The 14,423-nt window shown below is 63.8% G+C and carries 12 protein-coding genes; 5 read left to right on the top strand and 7 right to left on the bottom strand.

The window, feature by feature from the left end; all coding sequences use genetic code 11:
• Positions 1 to 4: 4 nt before the first annotated feature.
• The gene (locus tag RPF88_RS05535) at positions 5 to 1,288 is read right to left on the bottom strand and encodes a DUF445 domain-containing protein (protein ID WP_337121896.1); all 1,284 of its coding nucleotides are present in this window, start codon (positions 1,286 to 1,288) and stop codon (positions 5 to 7) included.
• 275 nt (positions 1,289 to 1,563) lie between these two features.
• Between RPF88_RS05535 and rirA the strand changes: the two genes are divergently transcribed.
• Positions 1,564 to 2,028, top strand: coding sequence for an iron-responsive transcriptional regulator RirA (gene rirA, locus RPF88_RS05530; RefSeq protein WP_013531245.1), 465 nt, complete (start codon positions 1,564 to 1,566; stop codon positions 2,026 to 2,028).
• Positions 2,029 to 2,140: 112 nt separating this feature from the next.
• Here the strand turns inward: rirA and RPF88_RS05525 are convergent, their stop codons facing one another.
• The 5 genes from RPF88_RS05525 to hemP are packed head-to-tail and all read right to left on the bottom strand — an operon-like array spanning position 2,141 to position 6,259.
• Positions 2,141 to 2,932 carry a heme ABC transporter ATP-binding protein gene (locus RPF88_RS05525; protein WP_337121894.1) on the bottom strand — a complete coding sequence of 264 codons (792 nt, stop codon included), beginning with the start codon at positions 2,930 to 2,932 and terminating at the stop codon, positions 2,141 to 2,143.
• A gap of 6 nt (positions 2,933 to 2,938) precedes the next feature.
• Positions 2,939 to 4,036: a FecCD family ABC transporter permease gene (locus RPF88_RS05520; protein ID WP_337121893.1), complete on the bottom strand. Its 1,098-nt coding sequence runs from the start codon at positions 4,034 to 4,036 to the stop codon at positions 2,939 to 2,941.
• Between the two features lie 11 nt (positions 4,037 to 4,047).
• Positions 4,048 to 4,956 (bottom strand): heme/hemin ABC transporter substrate-binding protein, encoded by a 909-nt coding sequence (locus RPF88_RS05515; protein ID WP_337121891.1) that lies wholly within the window; start codon positions 4,954 to 4,956, stop codon positions 4,048 to 4,050.
• Between the two features lie 11 nt (positions 4,957 to 4,967).
• A complete protein-coding gene (locus RPF88_RS05510) occupies positions 4,968 to 6,029 on the bottom strand; it encodes a hemin-degrading factor (protein ID WP_127370105.1) in 1,062 nt (353 codons plus the stop codon).
• 23 nt (positions 6,030 to 6,052) lie between these two features.
• Complete coding sequence (hemP, locus tag RPF88_RS05505) at positions 6,053 to 6,259, bottom strand: hemin uptake protein HemP (RefSeq protein ID WP_337121890.1); 207 nt, start codon at positions 6,257 to 6,259, stop codon at positions 6,053 to 6,055.
• 198 nt (positions 6,260 to 6,457) lie between these two features.
• On the opposite strand from hemP, the gene RPF88_RS05500 reads away from it, so the two are divergent.
• From RPF88_RS05500 to RPF88_RS05485, 4 genes are all read left to right on the top strand, one after another.
• Complete coding sequence (locus RPF88_RS05500; RefSeq protein WP_337121889.1) at positions 6,458 to 8,656, top strand: TonB-dependent hemoglobin/transferrin/lactoferrin family receptor; 2,199 nt, start codon at positions 6,458 to 6,460, stop codon at positions 8,654 to 8,656.
• Positions 8,657 to 8,661: 5 nt separating this feature from the next.
• Entirely contained in the window at positions 8,662 to 9,108 is a 447-nt protein-coding gene (locus RPF88_RS05495; RefSeq protein WP_337121888.1) for a hypothetical protein, read from the top strand.
• A gap of 91 nt (positions 9,109 to 9,199) precedes the next feature.
• The gene (locus tag RPF88_RS05490; protein ID WP_337121887.1) at positions 9,200 to 10,213 is read left to right on the top strand and encodes an energy transducer TonB family protein; all 1,014 of its coding nucleotides are present in this window, start codon (positions 9,200 to 9,202) and stop codon (positions 10,211 to 10,213) included.
• A 66-nt stretch (positions 10,214 to 10,279) separates the two neighbouring features.
• Positions 10,280 to 10,594, top strand: a complete 315-nt coding sequence (locus RPF88_RS05485; RefSeq protein WP_063172346.1) for an antibiotic biosynthesis monooxygenase family protein — start codon at positions 10,280 to 10,282, stop codon at positions 10,592 to 10,594.
• A gap of 114 nt (positions 10,595 to 10,708) precedes the next feature.
• Here RPF88_RS05485 and putA read toward each other — a convergent pair whose 3' ends face one another.
• A complete protein-coding gene (putA, locus tag RPF88_RS05480) occupies positions 10,709 to 14,320 on the bottom strand; it encodes a bifunctional proline dehydrogenase/L-glutamate gamma-semialdehyde dehydrogenase PutA (protein WP_337121885.1) in 3,612 nt (1,203 codons plus the stop codon).
• Positions 14,321 to 14,423 lie beyond the last annotated feature (103 nt).

Here is a 14,423-nt window from a genome sequence, read left to right as displayed (position 1 = left end):
CGCATCAATTCACGAGGAACAGCCGCTCGGCCACATAGAGCACGACACCGGCGAGGCCGCCGATGATCATGCCGTTGAAGCGGATGTACTGCAGGTCCCGGCCGATGTTCATCTCGATCAGCCGCGTCAGTTGCGCGAGGTCCCAGCGTTTGACCTGGTCGGCGATGAATGTCGACACGCCGGCCTTCTGGCTCTCCACGAACGACGCCAGCGCCACCACGAACCCCTGGTTCATGTCGGCCCGGATCTGCGCATCGCCGGCAAGATGCCGGCCGACCTCGACGAACATGTTGGCGAGGTGCGCACGGATGACCGAGGCATCCTGCTCGATGAACTGGCTGAGGCTTGCCCACATGTCGCCGGCCAATCCCTTGACCTCCGGCCGGGCCAGGAAGTCGCGCTTCAGCTTTTCGGCCCGTTTGGCGTATTGTTTCGATGTCCTCAGCTTATCGATGAAGCCTTGGGCGAAGCTGTCGAATTCGGCGCGCATCGGGTGGTCGGGATCGGCCCTCACTTCGTCGAGCAGCGAGCCCGCCGAGGCGACGATCTTCTTCAGGAGATAGGCGTCGGCGCGGAACAGGTTGAACAGCGACGGCAGTTCCTCGCGGATTTTTTCGCGCATCGTTGCCAGCGCTTTTTCGTCATTGAGGAACCGCCCGATCACCTTGGTGAATTCGTCGAACAATTTCTGATGGCGGCGATCATCGGTAAGCGCCGAGAGCAGTTCGGCGGCCAGCGGCGCCAGCGGCACCTTTTCGATCTGTTCGAGCATGCGGCTGGTGACGAAGCCGCGCAGGCCGGATTGCTCTATCGCCGCAAGCGTCTGCGGCACCAGCCGCACGATGAAGCGCGACAGGCCGGCGGCGCGCTCCGTATCGGCCAGCCAATCGGCGACCAGCGCCGAAAAATCGACCTCGGCAAGCTTTTCACGCACCGGTTCGGGCGCCAGAAAGTTGACCTCGATGAAGCGGCCGAGATTGTCGGCGATGCGGTTCTGGTTCTCGGGGATAATGGCGGTGTGCGGGATCGGCAGCCCCAGCGGCCTTCGAAACAGCGCCACCACCGCGTACCAGTCGGCGAGGCCGCCGATGGTCGCCGCCTCGGCAAAGGCAGCGACGAAGCCGAGCCACGCATGGATGTGCTCGAACGATTTGGCGAGCGCAAACACCAGTACGCAAAGCGCCAGCGCGGCCGCCGCGAGGAATTTCGTCCGCCGCAACGCGGAAAGCTTGGCATCCGCTTCGGCATCGAAACGGACCGGCGTCAAGGGCGAAGCCGATTGTGACATGGGTGAGCCGCTCCTCGTCGATCTCAGCCTATCTAGTGTTCCGACGGCCGAAATACCCGCGACAGCCGGTTCGCCCGGCATCTTGCCCGGCTGCGCACACAAAGTTGAGGAGAAAATTCATCTATCGCGCCAAGCTAGTCTGGAATTATTCCAAGGTATAGGCCATATTCCGCCTGGGCCAATGTGGCGAATCCGGAATTTCGGGTCAAAGCCGCATCAGCAAAATTTCCAGATCTGGCGTGGGTTGCACCGCCCCAGTGCCTTGTGAGGACAATATGCGGCTTACGCGCCAGACCAACTATGCCATGCGCATCTTGATGTATTGCGCGGCAAATGACGACCGATTGAGCCGTATTCCCGAGATCGCGGCCGCCTATTCGGTGTCGGAGCTTTTCCTGTTCAAGATCCTGCAGCCGCTGGTCGAGCACGGCCTCGTCCAGACTGTGCGTGGCAGGAATGGCGGCGTCAAACTTGGCCGGGCGGCTGAAGCCATCAGCCTGTTCGATGTCGTGCGCGTGACGGAAGAGAGCTTCGCCATGGCCGAATGCTTCGAGAACGATGCCGCCGAATGCCCGCTCGTCGACAGCTGCGCGCTGAACTCGGCGCTGCGCGAGGCCCTGAATGCGTTTTTCGCAGTGCTCGCCCGCTATACGATCGCCGATCTGGTAGCGGCGCGGCCGAATGTACGCAACCTGCTCGGCATCGACATGCTGATGGAGCGCCGCGCCCCGGCTGCCTAGCGTATTTCTCCCCGTTCTACGGAGAGAAATGCCCGGCAGGGCAATGAGGGGCGGCGCCGACTTCGACAATTGGCGGGAAACCGCCATTCGTAGGCCCGGCCTCACCTGAATATCAATAGACCGCCGACTGCGGCAGCACGAACGGCATATTGCCCGCCGGCAGCACGCCGACCCTGAGCCGGCAGTCGAACACTTTCTCGATCAGATCATCGCTCAGCACGTCCCGCGGCGATCCGGCGGCGGCCAGCCGGCCGCGATGCATGACGGAGATCCGCTCCGCATACATGGCCGTCAGATTGAGGTCATGCAGGATGGCGACCACGCCACCGCCCCTTCTGGCGAAGTCGCGGGCAATGTTCATGATGATCAGCTGGTGCTTGATGTCGAGGCTGGACACTGGCTCGTCGAGGAACAGAAAGCGCGGCTTGCCGTCGAGCACCGGCGCCCAGACCTGGCACAGCACGCGCGCCAACTGAACGCGCTGTTGCTCCCCGCCGGAAAGCTCCTGGTAGAAACGGCCGGCAAAGCCGTCGAGATCGACACGCGCCAGCGCCCGTTCCGGCAGCCGCGCATCCTCGCCCGGCAAGGCGCCCGAACGGCCGCCGACAAGACCAAGCTTGACCACTTCCCGCACGGTGAACGGGAACGACAGCGTCGTCGCCTGCGGCAGCACCGCGCGATGGACGGCTGCCTCGGCCGGCTTCATCGTCGAGAGATCTCGGCCGTTGAGGGCAACGCGGCCGGTATAGGCGAGCTCGCCGGAGAGCGCTTTGAGGAAGGTCGTCTTGCCCGAACCATTGGGGCCGACGATGGCGGCGATCTCGCCGGGCCGCGCGTGGAAATCGACACCACTGACGATAGGCTTGCCGGCGATATCAACCGAAACATCCTTTGCCGAGATCATCAAGCCTCACAAATCAACCACACCGCGCTTGCGCAGCAGGATCCAAAGGAAGAACGGCGCGCCCGCTACCGCGGTGACGATGCCTATCGGCAGTTCGGCCGGCGCAACGATGGTGCGTGCGACCGCATCGGCCAGAAGCAGCAGCGAGGCGCCGAGCAGCGCCGACGCCGGCAGCAGATAGCGATTGTCCGGACCAATCAGCAGGCGCAGCAGATGCGGCACCACGATGCCGACGAAGCCGATGCCGCCGCTGACGGCGACGGATGCGCCGACCGCGGCGGAGACGCCGACGATGGCCGTGTATTTCAGCCGCTGCACCGGAATGCCGAGATGGCCGGCGGTCGCCTCGCCAAGCGCCAGCGCGTTGAGGCCGCGTGCCAGGAACGGCATCGCCGCCAGCGCCAGGACGATGATCGGCCCTACCGACGCGATCTTCGCCCAGGTCGCACCACCGAGCGATCCGAGTTGCCAGAAGGTCAGGTCGCGCAACTGGCGATCGTCGGCCATGAAGATAAGGATGCCGGTCAGCGCCATGGCGAGCGCCGCCAGCGCGATGCCCGCGAGCAGCATTGTGGCAACCGAGGTTTGCCCCCGCCGCGTCGCGACCTGATAGAGCATCAGCGTGGTGGCGAGCCCGCCACAGAAGGCCGCCAGCGGCAGGGCAAGCGTGCCGAGCAAGACTGTCACCGGAGCCAATATCGTCGCGCCGAGCACGATGACGGCAACCGCGCCGAGGCTGGAGCCGGCCGAGACGCCGATCAGGCCGGGGTCCGCCAGCGGATTGCGGAACAGCCCCTGCATGACCGCGCCGGAGACGGCGAGCGCCGCGCCGACCAGCATGCCGAGGATGACGCGCGGCAGGCGGATGTCATAGACGATCAGGCTGTCGCGGGCGCTCAACGCGGCGTCGTCAGGCACTGCGCCGAACAGCCAGCCCCCGATGACGTTGGCGGCCGATGCGTCCGAAGCCCCCGATGTCAGCGACAGAAAAACGGCAGCCGCGAGCCCCAGGCACAGCAGAAGGATGACGATGCGGGCGCGGCCCGACCGGTCGCCTTCGGATACGCTTGCCATCACCGGGCCGGCGATCGATTGATCGACCATGATCTGCCTGCTCAGTCCGTGACCTGCCCGCCATAAAGCGAGACAGCGAGGTCGTGGATGGCATCAGCCGTGCGCGGCCCGAAGCCGAGCAGATAGGCGCCGTCGATGCGGATCAGCTTGTGCGCCGTTCCGGCCGGCGTGGAGGCGATCGACGGATTGACGAACAGTTCGTCGTCCGAAACCGGAGGCCCGGCATTGCTCATCATCAGGATCACGTCAGGCCTGGCGGTTATGATCGCCTCGTCGGACATCTGCTTGTAGCCGGAAAAGCCCTCGACCGCGTTGACGCCGCCGGCCAGCTTGACCATGCCGTCGGCGGCGGTCTCGCTGCCGGCCGCCAGAATCTTGCCACCCTGTATCGACAGCACGAACAGGATGCGCTTGCGCTCCTTGATCGAAGCCGTCTGCTTCTCGGCGGCCGTGAGCTTGGCATCGAGCTCCTTGGCCAGCACCTCGGCCTTGACGTCGACGCCGAGCGCCTTGCCGACGATGCGGACCTTCTCGAGAATGCCTTCGTGGCTGTAGTGCTCGGGCACCTCGATGAACGGCACGCTCGTCTTCTTCAAGACATCGACTGCTTCCTTGGGGCCGCTGCCATGCAGCGCCAGGATGCCGGTCGGGTCGACCGACAGCACACCCTCCGGCGACAGCGCGCGCATATAGCCGACATCGGGCAGCTCAAGCGCCGCCTTTGGGAACCGGCTGGTGGAATCGCGTGCCACCAGATGCTTTTCCTGGCCGAGAGCATAGACGATCTCGGTGATCGAGCCGCCAATGGCCACGATCTTTGAAGGATCGGCAAACACGGCCGTGCCTTCCGCGGCGCTGGCGGGTTGCAGTGCGATAACAGCCATGGAGAGACCGATCACCGGCCCCAAAATAGATCCGCGCACAGCCGACAATCTTGGGAAAACACTCATAGCATTTTTTCTCAGGCTGCAGTCGGGCTTGGGATGCGCGGCAGGTTTTCCGCCAGGAAGCGCCAGTCGTCTCGCTCGCTTTCGCCTTCATGACGCTTGCCGAAGAACTGGATGATCATCTTGCCGTCGGCGTCATAGACCTCGAGCGAGGTGACATGACCGTCCTTGGTCGGCTTGCGCACGGCCCAGACCTCGTGGATGTGGTCGGTGCGCAGATGCAGGTGGAAGGTTTCGTCCAGCACGTTGATCCATGGTCCCATCGGCTTGATCGACTTGATCGGACCGGAATGGATCTGGATGCAGCCGCGGTTTCCCACAAAGCACATGATCGGCATCTCGCCCTCCGCGGCATGATGAAACATGGCCCGGACCGCCTCATTGTCGAGCTGCCAGGCATAGTCCTGCCCAACCAGGCGCACCGCCTGCCGGCGGCTTAGTTTCAGCGTCTTCAGCATACCAAAGAACTGGTGCACGTCGGTCAGCCGGCTCCAGCGGTCACGCAGATCGTCGAGATTGGCGGCCGCTCCGTCGCCATGGATCTCGTCATCGGGGAGTGGCCCCGAGATGTCGACCGTCGGTTCCTGGTTGGACGATTCGAGCGCGGCGACCAGCTTCTGATAGGCATAGAGGCTGGAGGCCGGCCGCAGATGCACCTTGTGCACGGCCTCGCCTGCCGCATCGAAGAACTGGAGGCTGCGGCGGATTTCGTCGCCGTCGCGCTTCTCGACGGCAAAGCCGTGTGCCCAGACCTTCGGGAAGATGCGCAAGTCGATGTTTTCGCCAAGCACCATGGCATTGTGGGTGCCGGTGACGACCTTGTCATAGACGCCGATCTTCTCGTGCACCGCGCTTTCATTGCGGGTCAGCGCCATGACCTCGCCGACGGCCTCGAGGCCGGTCAGAAGATCGTTGACGCGCGGCTCGATGCGGACGACGCCGTCGCCGCAATGCGCCGCGACCAGTTCGGCTTCCGAAATGCCGAGATGGGCAGCCAGATCACGCTCGCGCGTCTTCGGATTGTCTGTCCGTGCCCGCCGGATTTCATGCGGGGCGGATTTTACGCGCTGATCCATGTCTCGGTCCCTGTTGCCTTGTCTTACTTGTTGAGAATGAGCTTGCCCTGGCGGGTGATCTTCAGCCGGTAGAGTGCACCGTGATGCTCGATGCCTATCTCGTGCTCGCCCTGGAACAGGGTGTTGCTGGAAAGGGTTCGTACCGCCAGCGGAACCCGGTCGAAACGGGGGGCGGCATCGTCGGAACGGCGGACGCGATAGCGAAAATCGTTGGGATTGTGGGTGTTCATCTGGATGGATCCCTTTCCTGTGCCGGGCGTCTGGCTAGGCGTTGCGTAATCCGATTCATTTCTTGACTTGAATAATCATGTTTACTAGTCAGTGCAATACCGGATTAAATGAGTCAACATTTAAGACGCCGGCGACGATCAAAAATGCCAGCCAGCCCCGGGCCAGCCAGCATCAAACCTGGACTTTGGAGTTGGGGCATGGGGTTTGTGACTTGGGAATGGCGCGGCCGGTCGGCGGCGAACGGCGCGGCGGCATTGCTGGCAAGTGTGGCGGCGATTGCCTTATCGGCGCAACTGGCCAACGCCCAGCAGGCGGCGCAGCCGACAGATCAAACGAAGAAGGCTGAAGAGGAAAAGGCAGCACCAGCGGGAGCAACGCTGCTCGACAAGATCCTCGTCATCAGCCGCACCGGCGAGACGGCGATCGAATCGCTGGCATCGGCCAGCCATGTCGGCCAGGAACAGCTCGACCGCCGCATGGCGACGACGCCCAATGAGATGCTGCTCGGCGTGCCCGGTGTCGCGGCGCAGGCCGACGCCAGGCGCGTCAGCACCAGCATCAACATCCGCGGCCTGCAGGATTTCGGTCGCGTCGCAGTCATCGTCGACGGCGCACGACAGAATTTCCAGCGCTCCGACCACGGCACGCAGTCGACCTTCTACATCGACCCCGAACTCGTCAAATCCGTGGATGTTATCCGTGGTCCTGTAGCCAACACCTACGGCTCGGGTGCCATCGGCGGCGTCGTCTTCTTCGACACCAAGGATGCCGAGGATTTCCTCAAGCCTGACGAGACATGGGCCGGTTCCGTCACGGGACGCTATGAGAGCAACGGCAAGGGCTGGACCACAAGTGCATCCGGTGCCTACCGCATTAACGAGAATTGGGACGTGCTGGGCAACATCGTCTACCGCGACTATGACGACTACAAGGATGGCGGCGGCGACACCGTCAAGGGCACCGGCTTCGACGTGCTGAGCGGACTGCTCAAGACCAGCATACGCCCGACCGACAACAGCGAACTGAAGCTCGGCTGGGTCGGCTCAAGCGATGGCTGGAACGAGATCAGCGGCGGTGCGCCGGTCAATGACGCCGACCTGAAGTCGAACACCTTCACGGCGCGCTACAACATCACGGATGAGGACAAGAGCTGGCTCGATCTCCACATCAACACCTCCTACAACAAGACCAACCTCGATCTGACCAGCCTTGTCCCGCAAAACCGCTTTGATCCGGTCACCGGCCTTCCCGTTGTCTTGCCGGCTGGCTCGACGTCGACATTCGACATCGGCACGACCAGCATCGACCTCTGGAACACATCCAGATTCGAAACCGCGGGAATCGCGCACGAGCTGACATATGGCGGCGACTGGGCCGGCGACAATGTCAAGACAGGCGGCACCGCAGGCGGCGACAGCTTCTACACGCCTTCCGGAAAGCGCAACGTCTCCGGCGCCTATGTCCAGGACAAGCTCACCTGGCAGTGGCTCGAAGTCATTGCCGGGGTGCGTTACGACAATTACAGCCTCAAGGATGACACACACGAAACGTCGGGGGACCGGTTGTCGCCGCGCATCACCGTCGGCGTCTCGCCTTTCGACAGCGCCAGCCTTGCCGGCCTGCAATTCTACGGCACCTATGCTGAAGGATACCGGTCACCCTCCCTGTCGGAAACACTGATCAGCGGTCGCCATCCGGCAGGCGTCAGCTTTCCGTTCCTGCCCAATCCCAATCTGCGGCCGGAAACCGGCAAGACGACCGAATTCGGCGTCAACTACAAGCAGAACGACATCCTCGAAGCCGGCGATGCGCTGCGCATCAAGGCAGCGTATTTCAACAATGATGTCGAAGATTACATCGATGGCGTTACCCTGTCGCGGTTTGACCCGACAGCCGGTTGCCCGAGCGGACCCGGTATCCCGATATGCTTCCAGTACCAGAATTTTGCCAAGGCCAAGATCGACGGCTTCGAACTGGAGGGCGTCTATGATGCCGGATGGGGCTATGCCGGGCTCTCGGCTTCAATCACCAATGGTCACACCATTTCCTACAAGGGTGTGGAAGCGGATCTCGCCACGATCCCATCATCCCAGGTCACCGCGCAGCTCGGCTTGCGCTTCCTCGAGGACAAGCTGACCGTCGGCGGCGAAGTGCAATACAATGGCAAGCCCAAGGGCAATCCGATCGCCGAGGACTACACGCTGGTCAATGCCTTTGCCAGCTACCAGGCGACGGACAATTTGAAGATTGATTTCCGCGCCGACAATCTGTTCGATGTCAAATACGCCAACCCGCTCAACCTGACCACGGCCGGCCAGCCGCCGCAGCCGGTTTTCGCGGCCTACGAGCCCGGCATAACGCTGAAGCTGGCGGCAACGATGCGGTTTGGAGGCTGATTGCCATGACGAGCTTGACGACACCCCTTCGTCTGCTGACCTCGATGCTGGCGATGTCGCTTGCGATGATGGTTCCGGCGTGGGCGCAAGAGTCCGCGCCGGTCCCCGCGCTCACCCTGGAACTCAATGGTGCGCAACCTTCCGACAAGGGTTGCCGCCTGACGTTCGTGGTCAACAACAATCTCGGCGCCGACCTGTCCAAGGCTGCCTTCGAGATCGCCTTGTTCAACGAGGCAGGCGTCGTCGACCGGCTGACCGTGCTCGATTTCAAGGAATTGCCGGCCGGCAAGACCAAGGTGACGCGTTTCGATCTGGCCGGCACCGAGTGCTCGAAAGTCAGCCGCGTGCTGATCAACAGCGCGACCGAATGCACCGGTACCGGCGTCGAACCGAACGCCTGCATGCGAAAGCTGAAGACAGACACCAAGACCGGTATCGCCTTCGGCGTCTGAGGTGGGACTGCATCCCGCATTCCTGCAAAACAAAGCGGCGTGGCCAGATGCCGGCCACTGCCGACTGCCGCTGCGAGCGAACGATCTTGATTTGACAATTCTGCTCTTGTCGCTGCAGGTCTCGCGGCGAGACATGCAGGATATCAGCCCCCTCCCCGAAGCCGGCGCCGAGCTGGCGATAGAGCCAACCGAGCCGCTCGCGCTGCCGCGGCCGTCGGCCTGGAACCGCAAATGGACGGCGGCGATCGTCGTCTCCTGCGCGCTCCACGCCGCCGTGGCGGCGGCTTTTCTGATCTCGCCTTCGGGGATTTCAAGTTCCCAGAATGCCGAGCAGCCGGAAGGCAGTGATCAGTCGGGCACCAACGTGGTCGGCAGCGCGCTGGACAAGGACCCGACGGCAATAAACGTTGCACTGGTGCCCAGCCCGCAACCGGCCAAACCACAGCCGGCAACACCGCCCAAGCCGTCGCAGCCAACGGAGGCCTCCCAACCTGCCGAGGAAGCGGCAAAGCCGCCGCTCAAGTCTTTGCCGGAACCTGTCAAACCGCAGGCGGTCACCCCGGACATACTGGTGGCCGGCGCCCCTCGCCCCGATGATCAGAGCGTGGCTCCCAAGACCGAAGCGCCGGCGCAGCCGACCGTTCAGCCCAGGAGCACCGAGACGCCTGTCGCCATTCCAGAACAGCTGCCGATCCCCAGCGCGAGGCCCAGTCCGCCAGCTGCCCCTTCAAAGACGGCGGATGAAAAGCGCGGCACGGCGGATGGCCAGGACCTGCTGGCGCAGGCAGCCAGCAAGGGTAAAAAACAAAAAGAGGCTGGCAGTGCAGCGGAAGACAGCTACCGCAGCGACGTCATCAGAAAGCTCAGCCGCGTCAATCGCGGCGTCCCGCCTTCGGTGCAATTGACCGCTCGCAACAATGCCGTTGTGACGTTCGTTATCGGCAGGCGTGGCGGCATTGACGAGCTGCGCATTCTGCAAAGCTCCGGATCGCCAAACTTCGATCAGGTCGTGCTCGGCATCGTGCGCAAGGCGGCACCCTTCCCACCCATTCCACCAAAGGTCGGCGACAGTCTTGTCTTCACCGGCGCAATCGGTCCGTTCTGAGGGCCTCTGTCGCGCCGTTCAAACCATCCGCAATCATCGTAGTTCGCCAACATTGAAAGGAACCCAATGTACATCGCCATGAACCGCTTCAAGGTGCAGACCGGCTCGGAGAACGATTTCGAAGCCGTGTGGAAGAACCGCGATTCCAGCCTTGCGGAGATGAAGGGGTTCCGCGAATTCCACCTGCTGCGAGGCCCGGTCAACGAGACCGAAGGCTACACGCTGTTTGCATCGCACACCGTGTGGGCGAGCCACGATGATTTCATCGCCTGGACCAAGTCCGAGAATTTCCGCGTCGCCCACAGAAATGTCGGCACGACGAAGGTCCACTATCTCGGCCACCCCCAGTTCGAGGGCTTTTCGGTCGTCGAAGGCGCGTAATGCATGTCGCCCAAAAGTGGTCCCGGTTTTGGGACAACGACATGCATAAAACAAAAGAGATAGAGACATTCACCGTTCCACGAAACGGTGAATGGCTCTAACGACCGGCCGGAGTCAGGCTCCGGCCAGCAAGCTCGCATTGCCGCCCGCGGCGGTGGTGTCGACGCAGACGGCCCGCTCATGTGCATAAGCCGCCGGGTTCAACACTTCGCTGACCAGCGGCACGATCGGGCCTGAACGATCAGCGATAACCCTGCGCACGATGCGCGCGGCCTCTGGTGTGCCGGAAAAAGCAACGATATCGACGCGCAGCGAGCGTGCCTCGACCGGATCAGGCCGCCCGTCGATGACGGCCAGTGGGAGGCCCTTGCCGGTCAGAGCGGAAAGGGCCGCCGGTGCACCCGGTGCAACGGCCAGCACGGCGTTGCCGGCGGCGAGCGCCTGGATCGTCTGCGCCAGCAGCGTATCACCATCGGGACCAAGGCACAGCACCCGTCCACGTGGCGACAGCGAGAGCGTGTTGGCTTCGCCGGTCGGCCCGGGCAGGTCGACCTGGCCGAAATCGATGCCGGCGGCCGCACCAATGGCCGCAGCACCCTTGCCGCGCAGATGCTTCCTCAGAATGGCGATCCGGTCCGGACGCGTCGACCAGCCGCCAAGTGTGGGATCAGGCAGATTGTCGGCAAGCTCGGTCGCCGTGACCTTGTGGCCATCCTGCACATGGGTGCCGGCCTCCGGCCCCTTGCGGAAGCGGCGGAGATAGTGCGGACCGCCGGCCTTCGGCCCGGTGCCGGAAAGCCCCTCGCCGCCAAACGGCTGCGAACCGACGACGGCGCCGATCTGGTTGCGGTTGACATAGATGTTGCCGGCATGGATGCCATCGACGAAATGCTGCACGCGGCCCTCGATGCGGGTGTGCAGGCCGAAGGTCAGGCCATAACCCTTGCGGTTGATGGCGGCGATGACGGCGTCGATCTGGTCGGCGTCGAAACTGGCGACATGCAGCACCGGCCCGAACACCTCGCGCTCCATGTCCTCGATACCCTTGACCCGGAAGACATGCGGCGCGACGAAGCGACCTTCCCTGGGCGCCTCGAGCTTGGCGATCAGCCTGCCCTGCAGGCCCATCTTCGTGCAATACTCGCGGATCGAGCTTTGCGCCTCGTCGTCGATAACCGGGCCGACATCGGTCGAAATCCGCCAGGGATCGCCGACGTTGAGCGCCTCCATGGCGCCCTCCAACATCTCCAGCATCTTCTTCTCGACGTCCTTCTGCACGTAGAGTACGCGCAGCGCCGAGCAGCGCTGGCCGGCACTCTGGAAGGCGGAGGCGAGGATATCGCGCACCGCCTGTTCGGGCAGCGCGGTGGAATCGACGATCATGGCGTTGAGGCCGCCGGTCTCGGCGATCAGCATGGCGTCGGGCGCGGCCGTCTCGGCCAGCTGCTTCTCGATCAGCTTGGCAACCTCGGTCGAACCTGTGAAGCAGACGCCAGCGATGCGCGGATCGGCGGTGAGCGGCCCGCCGACCGATGGGCCGTCGCCAGGGAGCAACTGGATGACGTCTTCCGGCACGCCGGCCTCGCGCAGCAGTTCGACGGCGCGGAAGGCGATCAGCGGCGTCTGCTCGGCCGGCTTGGCGATCACCGAATTGCCGGTAACAAGCGCTGCCGCGATCTGGCCGGTGAAGATGGCGAGCGGGAAATTCCACGGCGAAATGCAGACGATGGCGCCGCGCGCCTGCGTGCCCACCTCGGCATTGGCCGCCTCGGTGGCGTAGTAGCGCAGGAAGTCGACCGCCTCGCGCACCTCGGCGACGCCGTCGGCCAGCGATTTGCCGGCCTCGCGCGTGGCGAGTGCAAAGAACTCGACGGCATTCGCCTCATAGAGATCGGCGGCACGGTTGAGGATGGCGGCGCGCTCGGCGACGGGACGCTTCGCCCAGGCCGGTTGCGCTTCCACCGCGAAGCGCACGGCGGTCGCGACTTGCTTGGCAGCTGCTTCGCTGACCGTGCCGACCACTTCGGAAGGCTTTGCCGGGTTGACGATCGGACGCTGCTTGCCATAGCCGGCGGCCCGCGTAATCGGCTTGGCATGCCAGCGATCCGGCCCGGCGAAGGCCGCCCTGGCCTTGTCGATCGCCGCCAGCGTCACCGTGTCGGTGATGTCGAATCCTTTCGAATTGCGACGCCCGGCTCCAAAAATCTGGGAAGGCCGGGCAATCGCCGGATTGGCTGCCGGACCCTGGCTTTCGACCGTCTCGAGCGGATCGCGCGCAATGTCCTCCGGCTCGACATCCTCATCGGTCAGCTGGTGCACGAAGGAGGAGTTGGCGCCGTTCTCCAGCAGCCGGCGCACCAGATAGGCCAGCAGATCGGAATGCGCACCGACCGGTGCATAGATACGGCAGCGCGTGCCTTCGGACCGTCGCACCGTCTCGTGCAGCGCCTCGCCCATGCCGTGCAGGCGCTGGAACTCGAAGGCGTCGCGATTGTCAGCAATCGACAGAATGGCGGCGACGGTATGGGCGTTGTGGGTGGCGAACTGCGGATAGATGCGGTCGGTCATGCCAAGCAGCTTCTTGGCGCAAGCCATGTAGGAGACGTCGGTGTTGGCCTTGCGGGTGAAGACGGGATAGCCGGTGAGTCCCAACGTCTGCCCCCGCTTGATCTCGGTGTCCCAATAGGCGCCCTTGACCAGCCGAACCATGATGTTGCGGTCGTATTTTTTGGCCAGCGCATAGAGCCAGTCGATGGCGAAGGCCGCGCGTGGCCCATACGCCTGCACCACCACGCCAAACCCGTTCCAGCCGGCAAGTTCCGGCTCGGCCAGCACCCGCTCGATGACATCGAGCGATAGATCGAGGCGGTCGGCCTCCTCGGCATCGATGTTGAGACCCATGCGCGAGTGGCGCGCGGCCAGCGCCAGCGACAAAAGCCGCTCGGCCATCACAGGCAGCATCTCTTCCTTCTGCGCCACCTCGTAGCGCGGATGCAGTGCCGAAAGCTTGACCGAGATGCCGTGGTTCTGCCTGATATCAGGACCGTTGGAGCCGGAATCGAGCGACGAAATCGCGTCGGCATAGGCCTTGTGATAGCGCAAGGCGTCGGCCTCGGTGCGGGCCGCCTCGCCCAGCATGTCGAAGGAATAGAGATAACCCTTCTGGGTCATCGGCCGGCCGCGCTTGACGGCTTCAGTGATGGTGCGGCCGAGCACGAACTGCTCGCCCATCTCGCGCATGGCGGCGGCCACCGCCTTGCGGATGACCGGCTCGCCCAGCCGCCGCACCATAGAACGCAGCGTGCCCTCGATGCCGCCCTCGCCTTCGTCGAGGACGCGGCCGGTCAGCATCAGCGCCCAGGTCGAGGCGTTGACGAAGATGGAACTCGAACCGCCCGAATGCGCCGACCAGTCGTGCGGCGCGATCTTGTCGGCGATGAGGTCGTCCATCGTCTCGGTATCGGGCACGCGCAGCAGTGCCTCGGCCAGGCACATCAGCGCCACGCCTTCCTTGGTGGAGAGACCGTACGCGGAGAGGAAGACTTCCATCAGCCTTGGATCCGACGAGCCGCGCACCGCGCGCACCAGATCGGCGGCGCGAGCCGAGATCGCCTTGCGGTCTTTCCCGGAGAGCCCCGTCGCCTCGGCAAGCCGCTTCACGGCCTCGTCTTCGTCGGGCAGGTAGTTGGCGCGGATCTGCTGGCGGATGGCATCGAGCGCTGGCATGGCGGTCCCGTGGATCGAGCAAAGGGGATCGTGCCGGCGGTCACCGGACCGAATGGCGCAAGCTAGCACAAGTGCAAAATTTCGGCCGGTCCAAAGAAATCGA

It is taken from the genome of Mesorhizobium sp. ISC11 (assembly GCF_037162595.1).
Taxonomy (GTDB): Bacteria; Pseudomonadota; Alphaproteobacteria; order Rhizobiales; family Rhizobiaceae; genus Mesorhizobium; species Mesorhizobium ciceri.
Note: the sequence above shows the minus strand (reverse complement) of the source record. Positions and strands in the feature narration are given on the sequence as shown.

Coding starts and splice junctions, on each gene's coding strand:
- RPF88_RS05525 (WP_337121894.1), bottom strand. CDS start 2,932: ATGATCTCGGCAAAGGATGTTTCGGTTGATATCGCCGGCAAGCCTATC.
- RPF88_RS05520 (WP_337121893.1), bottom strand. CDS start 4,036: ATGGTCGATCAATCGATCGCCGGCCCGGTGATGGCAAGCGTATCCGAA.
- RPF88_RS05535 (WP_337121896.1), bottom strand. CDS start 1,288: ATGTCACAATCGGCTTCGCCCTTGACGCCGGTCCGTTTCGATGCCGAA.
- putA (WP_337121885.1), bottom strand. CDS start 14,320: ATGCCAGCGCTCGATGCCATCCGCCAGCAGATCCGCGCCAACTACCTG.
- rirA (WP_013531245.1), top strand. CDS start 1,564: ATGCGGCTTACGCGCCAGACCAACTATGCCATGCGCATCTTGATGTAT.
- RPF88_RS05485 (WP_063172346.1), top strand. CDS start 10,280: ATGTACATCGCCATGAACCGCTTCAAGGTGCAGACCGGCTCGGAGAAC.
- hemP (WP_337121890.1), bottom strand. CDS start 6,259: ATGAACACCCACAATCCCAACGATTTTCGCTATCGCGTCCGCCGTTCC.
- RPF88_RS05495 (WP_337121888.1), top strand. CDS start 8,662: ATGACGAGCTTGACGACACCCCTTCGTCTGCTGACCTCGATGCTGGCG.
- RPF88_RS05515 (WP_337121891.1), bottom strand. CDS start 4,956: ATGAGTGTTTTCCCAAGATTGTCGGCTGTGCGCGGATCTATTTTGGGG.
- RPF88_RS05500 (WP_337121889.1), top strand. CDS start 6,458: ATGGGGTTTGTGACTTGGGAATGGCGCGGCCGGTCGGCGGCGAACGGC.
- RPF88_RS05510 (WP_127370105.1), bottom strand. CDS start 6,029: ATGGATCAGCGCGTAAAATCCGCCCCGCATGAAATCCGGCGGGCACGG.